The following is a 15,386-nucleotide window of genomic DNA, read 5'->3' as shown; positions in this document are numbered from 1 at the left end:
CGCAGCATTCGAAGTCACCCTAAAGCTTCGAAGGTCTGTTGGCTTGAGCCCTCACATATCGTCCGGCCGTCAACGGATAGGAAGACAGTATTCTTGTACGATGTCTTATCACGTAGTAAAACTGTCGTCCCCGTCCAATAATAATTAACGGAGAGACGCGCGATGGAAACTTCACAGCTGACAAGCCCCGCTGACCAAGGCCGCCGGGTATTCCTGAAAAAATCCCTGGTGGTCTCGGCGGCTGCCGCCACCCTCGGGAATCTGCCCGGGCTCACCCAGGCCGAGCCGTTGAGCCAGCGTTACCCCGACCCGTTGATCAACATCCTCGACCCCAGCTTCATGGACCTGCGCATCTTCAACGCCAGTGTGGAAAAACTTGCCACGGGACTGCGCTGGGCCGAAGGCCCGGTGTGGATCGGTGATGGCCGTTACCTGCTGGTCAGCGACATTCCCAACAACCGCATTGTGCGTTGGGACGAGATTACCGGCGGCCTGTCGGTGTATCGCGAGAACGCCAATTTCTCCAACGGCATGTGCCGTGATCGCCAAGGGCGGTTACTGGTGTGCGAAGGTTCCACCACCGCGAGCGAGGGGCGGCGCGTCACCCGTACCGAGCACAACGGCACCATCACCGTGCTGGCGGACAGTTTCGAGGGCAAGCCTTTCAACTCGCCCAACGATATCGTGTGCAAGCGCGACGGTTCGGTCTGGTTTACTGACCCGCCGTTTCAAACCGGCAACAACTACGAAGGCCACAAGGTCACCCCGTCCCAGCCCCACGCGGTGTACCGCGTCGACGGCGAAACCGGCAAGGTCAGCCGGGTGATCGATGACCTGGCGGGGCCGAACGGCCTGTGTTTCTCCCCGGACGAGAAGATTCTCTATGTGGTGGAAGGCAGGGCCAAGCCCAACCGGCTGATCTGGGCAATCACGGTCAAGGACAACGGTACGCTGGGTGAGCGGCGCAAGCACATCGAAGGCCTGGACTACGCCGCCATCGATGGCATCAAGTGCGACGAAAGCGGCAACCTCTGGTGCGGTTGGGGCGGCAATGGCGACCCCAAGGCCGACCTGGAAAAGCTTGATGGTGTACGGGTGTTCAACCCGGAAGGCAAAGCCATCGGGCACATTTCCCTGCCGGAACGTTGCCCCAATGTCTGCTTCGGCGGACGTGAGGGTAACCGGCTGTTCATGGCCGGCAGCCACTCGCTGTATTCGCTGTTCGTGAACACCCGAGGCGCCACATTCAGCTGATGGGAATGGCTGGACCGCGGACCGCGTCGCTCACTGCGGCGAGGGGCTGGAAAACCTCGCCGCAGTGGGGCGGCTCAGGACGGGTCGCAACTCCACAATTCCACCAACGGCTGATCTGCCGTTGGTGGCCCCAGCCAATGGCTCATTGGCTGACATTGCCCATTCAAACACAGTTGGTAATCGCCAGCCTGGGGTGTGCGGCCCAGTCTCAGCGGTTGCAGGGGCGGCAATTGGCGCAGGTAGTGCCAGCTGCCGTTTTTCAGCCAGGCACCGTCGGGAATCTCCATGCCGGCGCCGTTGCCCTTGACCCTGGCTTCACCCAGCACCAGCCCCTGCCCGGTAACGCGGTAGTCTTCCTCCCAGCGGATTTTCTCGATGGTGTGATTCCATGCCAGCGTGAAATCCCGGAGGGGAAGCTGGGCCCAGGCCACGCCGGCCAGGCCCAGGCATAAACCGATCACGCCAGGGCCCGTCCGATGCGCCGCGAGCGCCATAGGTGCTGGAAAATCAACAGCCCGGCCAGTACGAAGCCAATCTCATCGGTCAGCGGCAAGGCGACGACCAGCAAAGCGCCTGCGGCAAAGCACAGCAGGCGTTCCCAGATCGGCATTTTCTGTTGCAGATGGCCGGTGGACGCCATGCCCCAGAGCCCGACGGCCAGCATCGTCTTGATCAGCATGTAAGCCGTCATCCACAGGTTGTCACCCTGGAGCATCAGTGCCGGGTTATAGACTGCCATGAACGGAATGACGAAGCCTGCAAGCGCGATGCGTACCGCCCAGAAGCTGATTTTCAGGCCGGTCTCCCTGGCAATGGGCGCAGCCGCGAAGCAAGCCAGCGCCACGGGTGGCGTCAGGTCGGCGAGGATGCCGAAGTAGAACACGAACATGTGCGACACGATCAGCGGCACGCCCAGTTCCAGCAGGGCGGGCGCGGCGATCGAGCTGGTGATGATGTAGTTGGGGATGGTCGGGATGCCCATGCCGAGCACCAGACAGGTGAGCATCGTCAGGATCAACGACAGCAACAGGTTGTCCTTGCCGATGGCCAGGATGTAACCGGCGAAGGTCGAGGCCACCCCGGTCAGCGACACCACGCCAATGATGGTGCCCACCAGGGCACAGGCAATCCCTACTGGAACCGCATGCCGCGCGCCGTCCACCAGTGCATCGAGGCAAATCGTCAGGGTTTCTCTCGCACCCTTGATGAACCAGCAGACCACGACCAGCACCGCGATCACGGCAAAGATGACACCGATGCCCAGTTGGAAGAACCCCACGCACAAAATGCCCAGCGCAATCCAGAAAGCACAGCGCAAGGCAAAGCTCGACACTCGCAGGATGATCGCCGAGCCGAGGATCACGATGGCGGTGAGCGCCAGTCCCACCATGCCGGAAAAAAGCGGCGTGCGCCCGGAAAACAGCAGATAGATCAGGACGGCGAGCGGGATCAGCAGGTACCAGTTGTCTTTCACGGCGCCCAGTGCGCTGGGGCACTGGTCCTTGGGCAAGCCCTTGAGGTTGGAGCGCTTGGCTTCGAGATGAACCATCCAGAACACCGAGCCGAAGTACAGGCACGCGGGAATCAAGGCGGCCTTGGCGACTTCAACGAACGGCACGTTGATGGTCTCGGCCATGATGAACGCCACGGCACCCATGATCGGCGGCATCAATTGGCTGCCCATGCTGGAGGTGGCTTCCACGCCGCCAGCGAACGCGGCTTTGTAGCCGAAGCGCTTCATCAGCGGGATGGTGAATTGCCCGGTGGTCACCACGTTGGCAATGCCGGAGCCGGTAATGGTCCCCATCAAGGCGGAAGAGGCGACGGCAACCTTGGCCGGGCCGCCGAGCTTGTGACCGAACAGGCCCATGGCAAAGTCGGTGAACAGCTTGATCATCCCGGCTTTTTCGAGGAAGGCGCCGAACAGGATGAACAGGAAAATGTAGGTGGCCGACACGTAGGTCGGCGTACCGTACAGCCCCTCGGTGCCGAAGGACAGTTGATTGACGATCTGATCGAAACCGTAGCCGCGATGGGCCAGATCGCCCGGCAGGTATTCGCCGAACAGCCCATAGGCCAGGAACAGGCCGCAGATCAACGGCAGCGCAATGCCCATCACCCGTCGAGCAGCTTCGAACACCAATCCGATCAGCACGATACCGACGATGAGGTCCGTGCCGGTCAGGTCACCGGAGCGCTGGATCAGATCGGCTTCAAATACCCATTGGTACAGGGCCGTGGTCACGCCGGCCAGGGACAGCACCCATGCCAGTGGCTGCCAGGGGCGACCCGTGCCATGGGCGGGATAACTCAGGAACACCACCCACAACAGGAAGCCCACGTGTACGGCACGCAGTACCTGGCTGGAGACGGGGGCGAACGCCGCGGTGAAGATCTGGAATACCGAAAACAGCAGGGCCACGTAGAACAGTGTCCTGGGCCAGTCCCGAGGGTCGGCGGGAATGCCGGGCTGAATCTCACTCATTAAAGATGTCCTCTTGCCTGCATCGAAGGTGCGAACCGGAGGGCGCGGCGACGGTCACCACCGCCGCGCCGGATCGGCTTACAGGGCGCCGGCTTCCTTGTAGTAGCGCTCGGCACCGGGATGGAGGGGGATAGGCAAGTTTTTCGCGGCTTTATCCAGTGTGATGTCTTTGGCTGCGGAGTGGGCGCTGCCGAGACGGGGGAGGTTTTCGAACAGCAACTTGGTCATCTGGTAGGCCACCTCATCCGAAACGTCTTCACGGGTGACCAGGATGTTGGTGATGGCCACGGTGGGCACGGCTTCGGTCTGGCCGTCATAGGTATTGGCCGGGATACTTGCACTCTGGTAGGCCGGGTTGCCGATTTTCGTCACCACGTCAGTCGGAATCGACACGTAGTTCAGTGGCATGGTCGAGGCCAGGTCACGGATGGCCGCCATCCCCAGTCCCGAGGACTGGAGCGTGGCGTCCAGTTGACGGTTCTTGATCAGGTCCACCGATTCGGCGAAGGGCAGATACTGAACCTTCATGTCGCTGTAGCTCAGCCCCGCTGCCTTGAGAATGGCCCGCGCGTTCAACTCGGTGCCGGATTTTGCCGCCCCCACGGAGATGGATTTGCCCTTGAGGTCGGCCAGTGTATTGATGCCCGACTCCTGGCTGGCAACGATCTGAATGTAATTGGGGTAGGCACCGGCGATGGCGCGCAGTTTGGTCAGGGGTGCCTTGAAGCCGGCATCTTCCACGCCGTTCTTGGCGTCAGCCACCGAATCGCCCAGCGCGAGGGCCAGTTCTCCGCGCCCAGCCTGCAGCAGGTTCAGGTTTTCCACCGACGCCTTGGTGGCTTGCACCGAAGTCTTGGCGTCCTTGATGCCGGTGCTGTAGATCTGCGACAGCCCGACCCCGATCGGGTAATAGACGCCACTGGTGCCCCCGGTCAGGATGTTGATGTACACCGGAGCGGCCTGGACCGTGGTCGTGACCACCAAGGCTGCCGCAGCGGCCAGAAGGGTGAAGCGCTTGTTGACTCGCATGGAAAACTCTCCGTCTTGTTATGGCTTTATGCAGAGTCTTTCCACTGTAGTCGAAACGGACCGCCAGGTGGCGAATCAATAGCGCATTCAAGAGGCAAGGGGGGTCATTTTTCCTTATCCCCGGAGGACGCTGACCCGGGTGCCGCACTGCTACCCCGCACCGTCAATTCAAACGGCAACGTCACATGCCGCTCGGTGACGGGCGTCTTTTCGATCAGCGCGATCAGCATCTCTACAGCCTTGCGGCCAAAGATCTCGGCAGGCTGCGCAATGGTGGTCAGGGGCGGATCGCAATACGCCGCGAACGGGATGTCGTCGAACCCCACCAGAGAAATGTCCTCGGGTACCCGCAACCCCGACGCCTTGATGCGCTTGAGGGCACCGATGGCCATCTCGTCGTTTTCGCAGAACAGCGCGCTGGGGCGCTCGGCCAGCGCCAGCATCGCACCGGCTCCGTCGTACCCGGCGTTCAAGGTGAAATCGCCGTGGCAGATCAAGCCTGGGTCGACGGCCAGGCCGGCCTGGCGCAAGGCATCCTCGTAACCGGCCACGCGGTCCAGCGTCAGGGGGCTGCTGCGGGGGCCCTTGATGATGCCGATGCGGCGGTGACCGAGGCCGATCAGGTATTCGGTCATGGCCTGGGCGGCGGCGCGGTTGTCGAGGCTGATGGTGGGATAGTCGGCATCCTTGACCACTTCGCAGGCGTTGACCAGCGGCAGGGCTTCGGCGCCTGGAGGGAGTGACGCGAAAGGATTGCTTGCCCGCAACTGGATCACGCCGTCTGCCTGGTGCGCATAGACCAGCGCCGCGAATTCCCGCTCGACTTCTGCCTGGCCCTGGGTGTCGCACAGCAGCAGCCGATAACCCGCCGCCTGGGCGGACTGCTGGGCACCGCTGATGACCCGGGCAAAGAACGTATTGGCGATGGTCGGCACCAGAATCACCAGGTTGCCGGTGCGCCGGGAGCGGAACTGCACGGCCATCAGGTTCGGCCGGTAGCCGGCCTGTTCCACCGCCGCGTTGACCTTGTCCCGTGTCTCGGGCAAGACCCGTTCAGGGGATTTCAGCGTTCTGGAAACCGTGGCCACCGACACGCCGGCCAGCCGGGCCACTTCACGGATATTGGACAAAAGCACCTCGATCGAGCGCCGGAAAATAGCGGCACGAAGGGGAGCTTACCGCAGGTTGGTCGCCTCACAAACGTCCCTGCATGAAGACCGTAGGGTTTGACACGTCGCGAAACTGAGCCTAGATTCCGCTGTGATGTAACCGGTTACATTGTCATCAGCCCTGGCCTGAGAGAATCGCGATGAGTCCTGTAGCACCGAAAATAAGACTGGGTTTCGTAGGCGGTGGGGAGGGCGCTTTCATTGGCCAGGCCCATCGTCAGGCCGCGGGCCTGGATGGCGGGTTCGAGTTGGTGTGTGGGGCGTTCAGTCGCGATGCCCGCAACAATCAACAAACCGGCGCAGCCCTGGGGCTGGCCGCTTCCCGCTGCTACAGCGACTGGCAGCAACTGTTGGACGCCGAAGCGGCATTGCCCGCTGACCGGCGCATGGAACTGCTGGTCATCGTGACGCCCAATCATCTGCACGCACCGATTGCCGGCCAGGCATTGAAGGTGGGTTTCCATGTGTTCAGCGAAAAGCCCGCGGCGTTGAACCTGCGTGAGCTGCTCACGCTCAAGGACGTGCTGGACGACAGCGACTGTCTGTATGGCCTGGCCCACACCTACCTGGGGTATCCCATGGTCTGGCAGGCGCGGGAGATGGTGCGCACCGGTGTGATCGGCACGGTGCGCAAAGTGCTGGTGGAGTATCCCCAGGGCTGGCTCAGCCAGGACGTCGCCGGGCAGGGCAACAAACAGGCTGGTTGGCGCGATGACCCCGAGCAGTCCGGCCTGGGCGGCTGCATCGGCGACATCGGCACCCATGCGTTTTCCCTGGCGGAGTTCGTGACCGGGCAGCACGTCGAACAGCTTTGTGCGGCCTTGGGCACTCACATCCCGGGCCGGCAACTGGACGATGACGTCGCGATGCTGTTGCGCATGAGTGACGGCGCCAGTGGCGTGTTGATCGCCAGTCAGGTCTGCGCTGGTGAAGAGAATCCGCTGAAGATCCGCGTCTATGGGGACAAGGGCGCCTTGGAATGGCGCCAGGAGGAACCGTCGAGCCTGATCCATCGTGCCCTCGACCAACCCCTGAGCATCCTGCGTTGCGGCGTCGGCCAACCGTGGTTGTGCGAGGCCGCCACACGCCGCATGCGCCTGCCGGCGGGGCATCCCGAGGGGTATCTGGAGGCCATGGCCAACCTCTACGGCGATTTCGCCCGGGCCATTCGCGGACGGATCGAAGGCCCCGATGCGCCTGGCGTACCCGGCATCGAAACCGGCTTGCGCGGCATGGCGTTCATCGAGGCCGCCGTCATCAATCATCGTGGCGAGGCGAAGTGGACCGCGCTGCAAACCGGAGAGTCGCTGCTGTGAGTACCGTCGATCAAACACCGAGCGGCCTGCGCGGGCCGGCCATTTTCCTGGCCCAGTTCATGTCCGATGAGGCGCCTTTCGACACCTTGGCGAACATCGCCCGATGGGCCGCCTCACAGGGCTACAAAGCCATTCAGTTGCCCACCCTGGGCACGCGTTACATTGACTTGGCCCGGGCCGCCGAGGATCAGGCCTATTGCGATGAACTCAAGGCCACCTGCGCAGAGGCCGGTGTCGAGATCAGCGAACTGTCGACGCACCTGCAGGGCCAGCTGGTCGCGGTGCACCCGGCGTTCGACGCGCTGTTCGACGACTTCGCCCCGGCCCCTCTGCGCGGCCAACCCCAGGCCCGGACCGAATGGGCCATCGACCAGCTCAAACTGGCGGCCCGGGCCAGCCAACGCCTGGGGCTCAAAGCCCATGCGACGTTTTCCGGCGCGCTGTTGTGGCCCTACATGTACCCGTGGCCACAACGCCCGAGCGGGCTTGTCGAGCAAGGTTTCGCCGAGCTGGCCCGGCGCTGGTTGCCGATTCTCGATTGCTTCGAGGCGGCCGGGGTGGACCTGTGCTACGAAATCCATCCCGGCGAAGACCTCCACGACGGCGCCTCGTTCGAGCGTTTCCTGGAAGCGGTCGATCACCATCCGCGGGCGGCCATCCTCTACGACCCCAGCCACCTGCTACTGCAACAAATGGACTATCTGGGTTTCATCGACCGCTACCACGCGCGCATCCGCATGTTCCACGTCAAGGACGCCGAGTTCCGCCCCGATGCCCGGTCCGGTGTGTACGGCGGTTACCAGGGCTGGGTGGAACGCCCCGGCCGGTTCCGTTCCCTGGGTGATGGGCAGATCGATTTCAAGTCGATCTTCAGCAAATTGACCCAGTACGACTTCAGCGGCTGGGCGGTGCTGGAATGGGAGTGTTGCCTGAAGGATTCGCAACAGGGCGCGGCTGAAGGGGCGGCGTTCATCGAGCGGCACATGATCCGCAAGACTCGCAAGGCTTTCGATGATTTTGCCGGGGTAACGGCGGATGAAGCGTTCAATCGGCGGTTGCTTGGATTGCAGAAATAGCCTCTGTGGCGAGGGGATTCATCCCCGCTGGGCTGCGCAGCAGCCCCAATGCGGTCTATCAGGCACACCGAGGTGTCGGGTTTTGGGGCTGCTGCGCAGCCCAACGGGGATGAATCCCCTCGCCACAAAAAGCTTTACCAACGGGCTGGCTTACAAGAACAACAAATAGACGGTGACTGTCATGACCACGATGAACGCACGCTTGAGCGTGATGATGTTCCTGCAGTTCTTTATCTGGGGTGGCTGGTTCGTCACCCTCGGGACCTTTCTTTCCAGCAGCCTGGGCGCCAGCGGTGGGCAGGTCGGCATGGCGTTTTCCACCCAGTCCTGGGGCGCGATCATCGCGCCGTTCGTGATCGGCCTGATCGCCGACCGTTACTTCAATGCCGAACGTATCCTGGCGGTGCTGCACCTGCTGGGCGCGGTGCTGCTGTATCAGCTGTATTCGGCGCAGGACTTCAGTGGCTTCTATCCCTACGTGCTAGCGTACATGGTGGTCTACATGCCGACCCTGGCCCTGGTCAATTCCGTGGCGTTCCGGCAGATGCGCGATCCGGCGCTGGAGTTCTCCCGTGTGCGGGTGTGGGGCACCATCGGCTGGATCGTCGCGGGCGTGGTCATCAGTTTTGTGTTCGCCTGGGATTCACGGGAAGCCATTGCGGCGGGCGGTTTGCGCAATACCTTCCTGATGGCGGCGATCGCTTCGCTGGCCTTGGGCATCTACAGCCTCACGCTGCCGGCCACGGCACCGCTCAAGGCCGAAGCCGGCGGCGGAATCAAACAACTGCTGGGCCTGGATGCCCTGGGGCTGCTCAAGGACCGCAGTTACCTGGTGTTCTTCGTCGCCTCGATCCTGATCTGCATCCCGTTGGCGTTCTATTACCAGAATGCCAACCCGTTCCTGGCCGAGACCGGCATGACCAACCCCACGGCGAAGATGGCCATCGGGCAAGTGTCCGAGGTGCTGTTCATGCTGCTGTTGCCGCTGTTCATCCAGCGCTTCGGGATCAAGTTGGCGTTGCTGGTGGGGATGCTGGCGTGGGCGTTGCGCTACCTGCTGTTTGCCTACGGCAACAACGGTGACCTGGCGTTCATGCTGTTCACCGGCATTGCCCTGCATGGCATCTGCTATGACTTCTTTTTCGTATCGGGACAGATCTACACCGACGCCAAGGCGCCGGAGCATCTGCGCAGTTCAGCCCAAGGGTTGATCACCCTGGCGACCTATGGCCTGGGCATGTTGATCGGCTTCCGGGTAGCGGGGCAGGTCACCGATCATTTTGCCGGGGCGGGCGGTCATGACTGGACCAGCATCTGGCTGTTCCCGGCCGGGTTTGCGTTGCTGGTGTTCGTCTGCTTCCTGTTTGCCTTCAGTGGCCGGCAAGCGGTAGCCGTCCCCTCAAAGGCCTGAAGCGCAGGCATCGGGCTGAACGTCGGTCATAGATGACTGACGTTCAGTTTGGTGTAGGTCACTTTTCCGCCTTCGCTGGCATAGCCGACGTTGTCCAGGGTGTAGACGCCCGCCTTGAAATAGAAGTTGTAGCCATACCAGGACGGGTCCAGTTTCACCTGTTTGCCGACGTTGTTGATCAGCACGGAGACCTTGCCCTGTTTGTCCATCTGCAGGGAATAGGTGAAGACTTTGTTCAAGGCAACGTTTGGCACGGTGAACATCACCGGGCTTTTTGCATCCTTGGGCTTGACCCGGTATTCGACATCCAGGTTGCCGACCCCCTTGGTGAAACGGTAGACGAGCTTGAGCAAGGGGGTGGGCGCATCCTTGGCGTGGATCTGCGCGACGACCACGCGACCGGCCGAGGGCACCTGATTCACGGCCAGGGTGCCTTTGAGGGCATTGACCCCGCTGTTATATCGCCAGTTGCGCAGCTTGCCGTCTTTCGAGGTTTCCCGCAGCTCGGAGCGCGGGTATTCGCTCTTACCGGTGTGGGACCCGGTCACGGGGGCCCAGAACACGATCTTGTCACCGGTGTTGGTGAAGTACTGGTTGCGCAGGGTCGGAACCGCTTTGGTCGCAACGGTCACGGCCGGGGTTTGTATCGGAAGGGTGATATTCCAGACAGTCAGGTCAATCATGGTCAAGCGCTCCAACGGGGTAGCCGGTGCGGATCGATGTCCGCCGGCAAGGGCAGGATTTGCCTTCCGTGGCGCAATCGTCTGGTTATCGACATGGCGCCGATTCACTGGAGGACGTTGGAGGGACAACTGACGAATGGCTCTAACTGGCGCTTCAGGGCGGGTCTGCGAGTTGCGCGTAGATAATGTCAACTTGATGTTGATCGGGTAGAGTACGCGCCGCCCGAGAGATGGATCCCGGGCGTTTTCCCATGGAGTAGTCAATGAAAAGTTTCAGCAAAATTGTCGCCACCGCACTGTTCGGCCTGGTCCTGGCGGGTTGCACCGGCACCCCGATGAAGACCCAGCAGTACGACAGCAGCCAGTACACCGTTGTCGGCCACAGTGAAGCGAAGGCCACCGGCCTGTTGCTGTTCGGCGTGATCCCGATCCGCCAGAACAACCGCTTCGTGCGCGCCCAGACTGCGGCGATCAAGGCCAAGGGCGGCGACGCCATGATCAACACCCAAGTGCAGGAAAACTGGTTCTGGGCCTGGGTCCTGACCGGTTACACCACGTCGGTGTCCGGGGATGTGGTCAAGCTGAAGAACGTTCAGTAAGACATCCCTACCGATCATTCCCACGCAGAGCGCGGGAATGATCGGTAGACGTGCCCGTCAATGCCCTCCGACCACCATGCGACTGAACGGCTCGACATACGCCTGCAGCGTTACCAGCCCGCCCACCAGGATCGCCAGCACCACCGAGTGGAAAAACACGTAGCGCAGGATTTCCCCTTCATGGCCATACCAACGGGTGGCGGTGGAGGCGACCACGATCGACTGGGCATCGACCATCTTGCCCATGACCCCGCCGGAACTGTTGGCGGCGGCCATCAACACCGGGCTCAGGCCCAACTGCTCCGAAGTCACCCGTTGCAGGCCGCCGAACAGCACGTTGGAGGCGGTGTCCGAGCCGGTCAGTGCCACGCCGAGCCAGCCCAGCAGGGTGCCGAACATGGGGTAGAAAATGCCCGTGGCGGCGAAGGCCAGGCCCATGGTGGCGTCCAGGCCCGAATAGCGTGTCAGGAACCCCAGCGCGAGCATCGCCACGATGGTGATCAGTGAGTAACGCACCACCCACAACGTTCGCAGGTACTGGCGCAGCAGCTGCGGGATCGAGTAGCCCATCAGCAACCCACCGAGGATCGCCGCCAGGAAGATGCCGCTGCCGGTAGCGGTGAACCAGTTGAACTTGTAGATCGCTTCCTCGGTTTTAGGCTGCGGCACCACGGGCGGGACTTTCTCGATCTGCTGGTGCAGGGTGCTGAAGGTCACCGTGGGCGAGAACAGTGGATTCGCCTCGCGCATCGGCTTGCCTTGGGGGTCGAGTCTGGCCGACTGGGTCTGTGGGTCGATCGCCGGGCGGGTATCGAACAGGTTCTTGAAGCCCTGGGTACCCCAGGCGAACACGAACACCGTGAGGATGATCCACGGCATCCAGGCCCGCAGCACCGCCGGTCGGCTGTCACTGGAAAACGCCGTGCCGGTCACCGGCTGCTGTTCTTCGCTGGCATCGATCTTCGAATCGTCGTGGCGCCCCGACAACGCTGCGGAGGTATGCACCGTGGCCGGTTTCCAGACCTTGAGGAACCCGGTAAGACAGGCCATGGAAATCAGCGCGGCAATCACATCCACCAGCATCGGCCCATGGTAGTTGGAGACCACGAATTGCGGGATGGCGAAGCTGACGCCGGCCACCAGGATCGCCGGCCAGACCTCCAGCATCTTGCGCCAACCGGCAAAGGCCCAGATCAGCCAGAACGGCACGATCACCGAAAAGAACGGCAACTGCCGGCCCACCATCATCGACAGTTCCATTTCATCCAGCCCGGTGACCTTGGCCAGGGTGATGACAGGGGTGCCCAAGGCGCCGAACGCCACCGGCGCGGTGTTGGCGATCAACGCCAGGCCCGAGGCGGCCAGCGGTGAAAAACCCAGCCCGATCAGGATCGCCCCGGTCACCGCCACCGGCGTACCGAAGCCTGCCGCGCCCTCGAAGAACGCACCGAAGCAGAAGGCGATCAGCAGCAATTGCAGGCGCCGGTCATCGGTGATGCGTGCCAGGGAATCCTGCAGGACTTTGAACGAACCGTTTTCGGTGGTCAGCCGATGCAGGAAGATAATGTTGAGGACAATCCAGCCAATGGGCAGCAACCCGTTGGCCGCCCCGTAGAGCGCCGCCGAACCGGCCATGTCGGCCGGCATGCCGAAGGCGAAAATCGCGATCAGCAGGGCCGACGCCAGGGCCAGCAACGCCGCCAGGTGTGCCTTGATATGAAAGAACGCCAGGGACGCCAACATCACCACCACCGGGACCGCCGCCAGGAACGTCGACAGCACCGCATTACCGAAGGGATCGTAGACTTGTTGCCAGACCATGTTCCACCTCTGCTTTTTATTGTTGGAAGTGCAGGCCCCAGGGGGGATTGGCAGAAGAGTATAGGCGGGGATCGGGCAGGGGCTGACGGTTAGCGTGCGTCGGTGCGTGCGCCTTCTTCCAGTCGAAGCTCGAGGCTCAAGTCATCGCAGCTTTGCGACCAGCTCGTCAGCCATTGCGCCATGGCCGGCGACCGTTCGGCCAGCCCCAGCTCGCGGACAAATTCACCCGGTGCCACCGTGCCTTTAGCCGAGCGGAACAGGCCACGCATGATCACCACCCCGACCACGCGTCCCCGGCTCATGAAACGGTGCTCCATGAACGTCCACTTTTCATCCCAGCCCAGTATCCGGGTATGCACCTCGAACGCTTCGAACAGTTTCAATTCCCTCCGGAACTTGCCCCAGACATCCCCCACGATAGGCACCGCCCGGTTGCGCAGCGCTACTTTGTAGGCGCCGCTGCGCAGCACGAAATCCATGCGGCCTACGTCAGCCAAGGTGAAGTAGCGGCCGTTGGTGACATGGCGGTTGAGGTCCAGGTCCAGTGGCCATACGCGCATGCGCACCACGGTGGTGCCCAGAGGGGCCGTCGGCTTGCGCCAGGGACGACGAAACAGCATCAGCAACAGTCGGAACCAGAGATTCATGAAAACACCGCAAGGGAAAAACGCCCACTTTAGACGGATGGAGTGGCCTGGGCCAGGTGCGTAAATGACTGTTTGCCCGCAAAACGCGCATTTGGGACATGGCTGCATGTTCGTCGCTCATACCCAGGTATGAACCGCTAGCACCGATGTAGAAATGCCCCTCCGTGAGCCGGTCCTTTACAGTGCATGACCAGTGCATCCGGTCACGCGCCGAGGAGGTCCGTCATGATCACGTTTGCGCAACATCATCCGCTGGTCTGTGGCGTCATTCTGATCCTGATCGACCTGGCGCTGTGGCAGTTCATCGGCGCTTCGCGACGTCATCTGCGGATGTGCGCACGTATCGGCGTCTTCGTGATGTTCTGCGGGGTCATGACCGCAGCCGGCATCAGCCCGTTGCAACCACCGCTATGGCCCGACGATGCGATCCTGAACCTGATGGGCACGGTGCTAGGAATTGGCTGGTGGTTGTTCGCGGCCAGGACACTGACCGTAGTGCTGGGGAACGGTCTGTTGTCCCGGGTTGGCCACAGCGCGCGTTTGTTCCAGGACCTGATGGGCGCGGTCATTTTCCTGATCGGTATCATCGGCGCCGCGGCGTATGTCTTGCAGTTGCCGGTCAAAGGGTTGCTGGCGACCTCCGGAGCCATGGCGATCGTCGTGGGCCTGGCGTTGCAGAGCACCCTCAGCGATATGTTTTCCGGCATCGTGCTCAACACCACCAAGCCTTATCAGATCGATGACTGGATCTCCATCGACGGCATCAAGGGCCGGGTGGTGGAGATCGATTGGCGCTCCACTCACCTGATGACCGACATGGGGGGCATGGCCGTGGTGCCCAACTCTCTGGCGGCCAAGGCGCGCCTGCTCAATTTCAGCCGGCCAGGGGACGCCCACGGCGTCAGCGTCTGCATCGCCGTGCCCAGCCACGTGCGCCCGCGTCGCGTCATCGATGCCCTGGAAAAAGCCTTGCATGGCACCCGGGCGTTACTGCCGGCGTTCTCCGCCAAGGCCTCGGTCAAGGCTTCCCATCTGGAATACACCGAATATGAGCTCAAGGGCTTCGTCGCGTCTGCCAGGCACAAGACCGAAGTCTGCAACCTGATGTTCGACCTCGCCCACCGCCACCTCGAAGCCTCCGGCGTCATCTGGGGCAGTGGGCTGGACGCTGAGCCCTGGAGCCGCCAGCGTCAGTTGCTGGAGGACGTGCGTATTTTCCGCGCGCTGGATGGCGACGAGCGCGCACGTCTCGCCGATGACATGGTCCCGGTCGATTACCAGGCCGATGAGGTGATCCTGGCATTCGGCGAGGTTGCCGATTGCCTGATGGTCATCAGTAGCGGGGTGGTTTCCGTCTCGATCCATGACGGCGAGAAAATGGTCGAGGCCGGACGCATGGGGCCAGGGGAAATCCTCGGTGAGGAGGGGATCCTGGCCGACAATCCATCGCGAGGCGAATTCCGCGGCATTACCAGCGGGCGGTTGTTCCGCATAGAAAAAACCGCCCTGTGCCGGGAACTGGTGCACCTCGGCGAGTTGAAAGCGGCCTTGAGCAACCTGCAGGGCCAGCGCGAGGAAATCCGCGAGACGGTGGTCATGCAGAAAGCCGTGGAACCCAAGAGAAACCGATTCCTGCAGTGGTTTAGGCACAGGTGAATGCAGCACCAAGCATCACTGCAAGCTGACCCACCGCTATCGCGAGCAGGCTCGCTCCCACAGGGGATTTGTGGTGTACGTTGGATCTGTGGGCGCCGGAGGAAACTGTGGGAGCGGGCTTGCTCGCGATGGCGGCTTCGCAGTCAACATCACTGCAAGCAGACCCGCCGCTTTCGCGAGCAAGCCCGCTCCCACAGGGGATTGTGGTGTACGTCGGATCTGTGAACGCCGGGAAAAACT

The 15,386-nt window shown here is 62.2% G+C and carries 13 protein-coding genes; 6 read left to right on the top strand and 7 right to left on the bottom strand.

The window, feature by feature from the left end:
* Positions 1–162 precede the first annotated feature (162 nt).
* Positions 163–1,254 (top strand): SMP-30/gluconolactonase/LRE family protein, encoded by a 1,092-nt coding sequence (locus LOY35_RS17995; protein ID WP_258625325.1) that lies wholly within the window; start codon positions 163–165, stop codon positions 1,252–1,254.
* A gap of 74 nt (positions 1,255–1,328) precedes the next feature.
* On the opposite strand, the gene LOY35_RS17990 is transcribed toward LOY35_RS17995, so the two are convergent.
* From LOY35_RS17990 to LOY35_RS17975, 4 genes are all read right to left on the bottom strand, one after another.
* Positions 1,329–1,715: a DUF1850 domain-containing protein gene (locus LOY35_RS17990; protein ID WP_258625324.1), complete on the bottom strand. Its 387-nt coding sequence runs from the start codon at positions 1,713–1,715 to the stop codon at positions 1,329–1,331.
* Positions 1,712–3,739, bottom strand: coding sequence for a TRAP transporter permease (locus tag LOY35_RS17985; RefSeq protein WP_258625322.1), 2,028 nt, complete (start codon positions 3,737–3,739; stop codon positions 1,712–1,714). The genes LOY35_RS17990 and LOY35_RS17985 overlap by 4 nt, the downstream gene beginning before the upstream one ends.
* A 78-nt stretch (positions 3,740–3,817) precedes the next feature.
* Positions 3,818–4,768, bottom strand: a complete 951-nt coding sequence (locus LOY35_RS17980) for a TAXI family TRAP transporter solute-binding subunit (RefSeq protein WP_258625321.1) — start codon at positions 4,766–4,768, stop codon at positions 3,818–3,820.
* A gap of 104 nt (positions 4,769–4,872) precedes the next feature.
* Positions 4,873–5,898, bottom strand: coding sequence for a LacI family DNA-binding transcriptional regulator (locus LOY35_RS17975; protein WP_258625320.1), 1,026 nt, complete (start codon positions 5,896–5,898; stop codon positions 4,873–4,875).
* A 179-nt stretch (positions 5,899–6,077) separates the two neighbouring features.
* Here LOY35_RS17975 and LOY35_RS17970 point away from each other — a divergent pair, with 179 nt between their 5' ends.
* From LOY35_RS17970 to LOY35_RS17960, 3 genes are all read left to right on the top strand, one after another.
* Positions 6,078–7,253: a Gfo/Idh/MocA family protein gene (locus LOY35_RS17970; RefSeq protein WP_258625318.1), complete on the top strand. Its 1,176-nt coding sequence runs from the start codon at positions 6,078–6,080 to the stop codon at positions 7,251–7,253.
* 59 nt (positions 7,254–7,312) lie between these two features.
* Complete coding sequence (locus LOY35_RS17965; RefSeq protein ID WP_408981261.1) at positions 7,313–8,329, top strand: sugar phosphate isomerase/epimerase family protein; 1,017 nt, start codon at positions 7,313–7,315, stop codon at positions 8,327–8,329.
* A 181-nt stretch (positions 8,330–8,510) separates the two neighbouring features.
* The gene (locus tag LOY35_RS17960; protein ID WP_258625315.1) at positions 8,511–9,740 is read left to right on the top strand and encodes a nucleoside permease; all 1,230 of its coding nucleotides are present in this window, start codon (positions 8,511–8,513) and stop codon (positions 9,738–9,740) included.
* A gap of 26 nt (positions 9,741–9,766) precedes the next feature.
* Here LOY35_RS17960 and LOY35_RS17955 read toward each other — a convergent pair whose 3' ends face one another.
* Complete coding sequence (locus tag LOY35_RS17955; protein WP_258625313.1) at positions 9,767–10,423, bottom strand: polysaccharide lyase family 7 protein; 657 nt, start codon at positions 10,421–10,423, stop codon at positions 9,767–9,769.
* A gap of 263 nt (positions 10,424–10,686) precedes the next feature.
* Here LOY35_RS17955 and LOY35_RS17950 point away from each other — a divergent pair, with 263 nt between their 5' ends.
* Entirely contained in the window at positions 10,687–11,022 is a 336-nt protein-coding gene (locus LOY35_RS17950) for a hypothetical protein (RefSeq protein ID WP_258625312.1), read from the top strand.
* A 57-nt stretch (positions 11,023–11,079) separates the two neighbouring features.
* On the opposite strand, the gene LOY35_RS17945 is transcribed toward LOY35_RS17950, so the two are convergent.
* Entirely contained in the window at positions 11,080–12,843 is a 1,764-nt protein-coding gene (locus LOY35_RS17945) for an L-lactate permease (RefSeq protein ID WP_258625310.1), read from the bottom strand.
* 89 nt (positions 12,844–12,932) lie between these two features.
* Complete coding sequence (locus LOY35_RS17940; RefSeq protein ID WP_258625309.1) at positions 12,933–13,490, bottom strand: thioesterase family protein; 558 nt, start codon at positions 13,488–13,490, stop codon at positions 12,933–12,935.
* A 225-nt stretch (positions 13,491–13,715) separates the two neighbouring features.
* On the opposite strand from LOY35_RS17940, the gene LOY35_RS17935 reads away from it, so the two are divergent.
* On the top strand, positions 13,716–15,146 hold the full coding sequence (locus tag LOY35_RS17935) for a mechanosensitive ion channel family protein (protein WP_258625308.1): 1,431 nt from the start codon (positions 13,716–13,718) through the stop codon (positions 15,144–15,146).
* Positions 15,147–15,386: the final 240 nt, after the last annotated feature.

Source organism: Pseudomonas sp. B21-028 (assembly GCF_024749045.1).
Taxonomy (GTDB): domain Bacteria; phylum Pseudomonadota; class Gammaproteobacteria; order Pseudomonadales; family Pseudomonadaceae; genus Aquipseudomonas.
This window is presented reverse-complemented; position numbering and strand designations above follow the sequence as displayed.

What these genes read in the sequence shown, in the direction of transcription:
- LOY35_RS17995 (WP_258625325.1), top strand. Translation starts at nt 163, where the DNA reads ATGGAAACTTCACAGCTGACAAGCCCCGCTGACCAAGGCCGCCGGGTA.
- LOY35_RS17985 (WP_258625322.1), bottom strand. Translation starts at nt 3,739, where the DNA reads ATGAGTGAGATTCAGCCCGGCATTCCCGCCGACCCTCGGGACTGGCCC.
- LOY35_RS17980 (WP_258625321.1), bottom strand. Translation starts at nt 4,768, where the DNA reads ATGCGAGTCAACAAGCGCTTCACCCTTCTGGCCGCTGCGGCAGCCTTG.
- LOY35_RS17970 (WP_258625318.1), top strand. Translation starts at nt 6,078, where the DNA reads ATGAGTCCTGTAGCACCGAAAATAAGACTGGGTTTCGTAGGCGGTGGG.
- LOY35_RS17965 (WP_408981261.1), top strand. Translation starts at nt 7,313, where the DNA reads ATGTCCGATGAGGCGCCTTTCGACACCTTGGCGAACATCGCCCGATGG.
- LOY35_RS17960 (WP_258625315.1), top strand. Translation starts at nt 8,511, where the DNA reads ATGACCACGATGAACGCACGCTTGAGCGTGATGATGTTCCTGCAGTTC.
- LOY35_RS17955 (WP_258625313.1), bottom strand. Translation starts at nt 10,423, where the DNA reads ATGATTGACCTGACTGTCTGGAATATCACCCTTCCGATACAAACCCCG.
- LOY35_RS17950 (WP_258625312.1), top strand. Translation starts at nt 10,687, where the DNA reads ATGAAAAGTTTCAGCAAAATTGTCGCCACCGCACTGTTCGGCCTGGTC.
- LOY35_RS17945 (WP_258625310.1), bottom strand. Translation starts at nt 12,843, where the DNA reads ATGGTCTGGCAACAAGTCTACGATCCCTTCGGTAATGCGGTGCTGTCG.
- LOY35_RS17940 (WP_258625309.1), bottom strand. Translation starts at nt 13,490, where the DNA reads ATGAATCTCTGGTTCCGACTGTTGCTGATGCTGTTTCGTCGTCCCTGG.
- LOY35_RS17935 (WP_258625308.1), top strand. Translation starts at nt 13,716, where the DNA reads ATGATCACGTTTGCGCAACATCATCCGCTGGTCTGTGGCGTCATTCTG.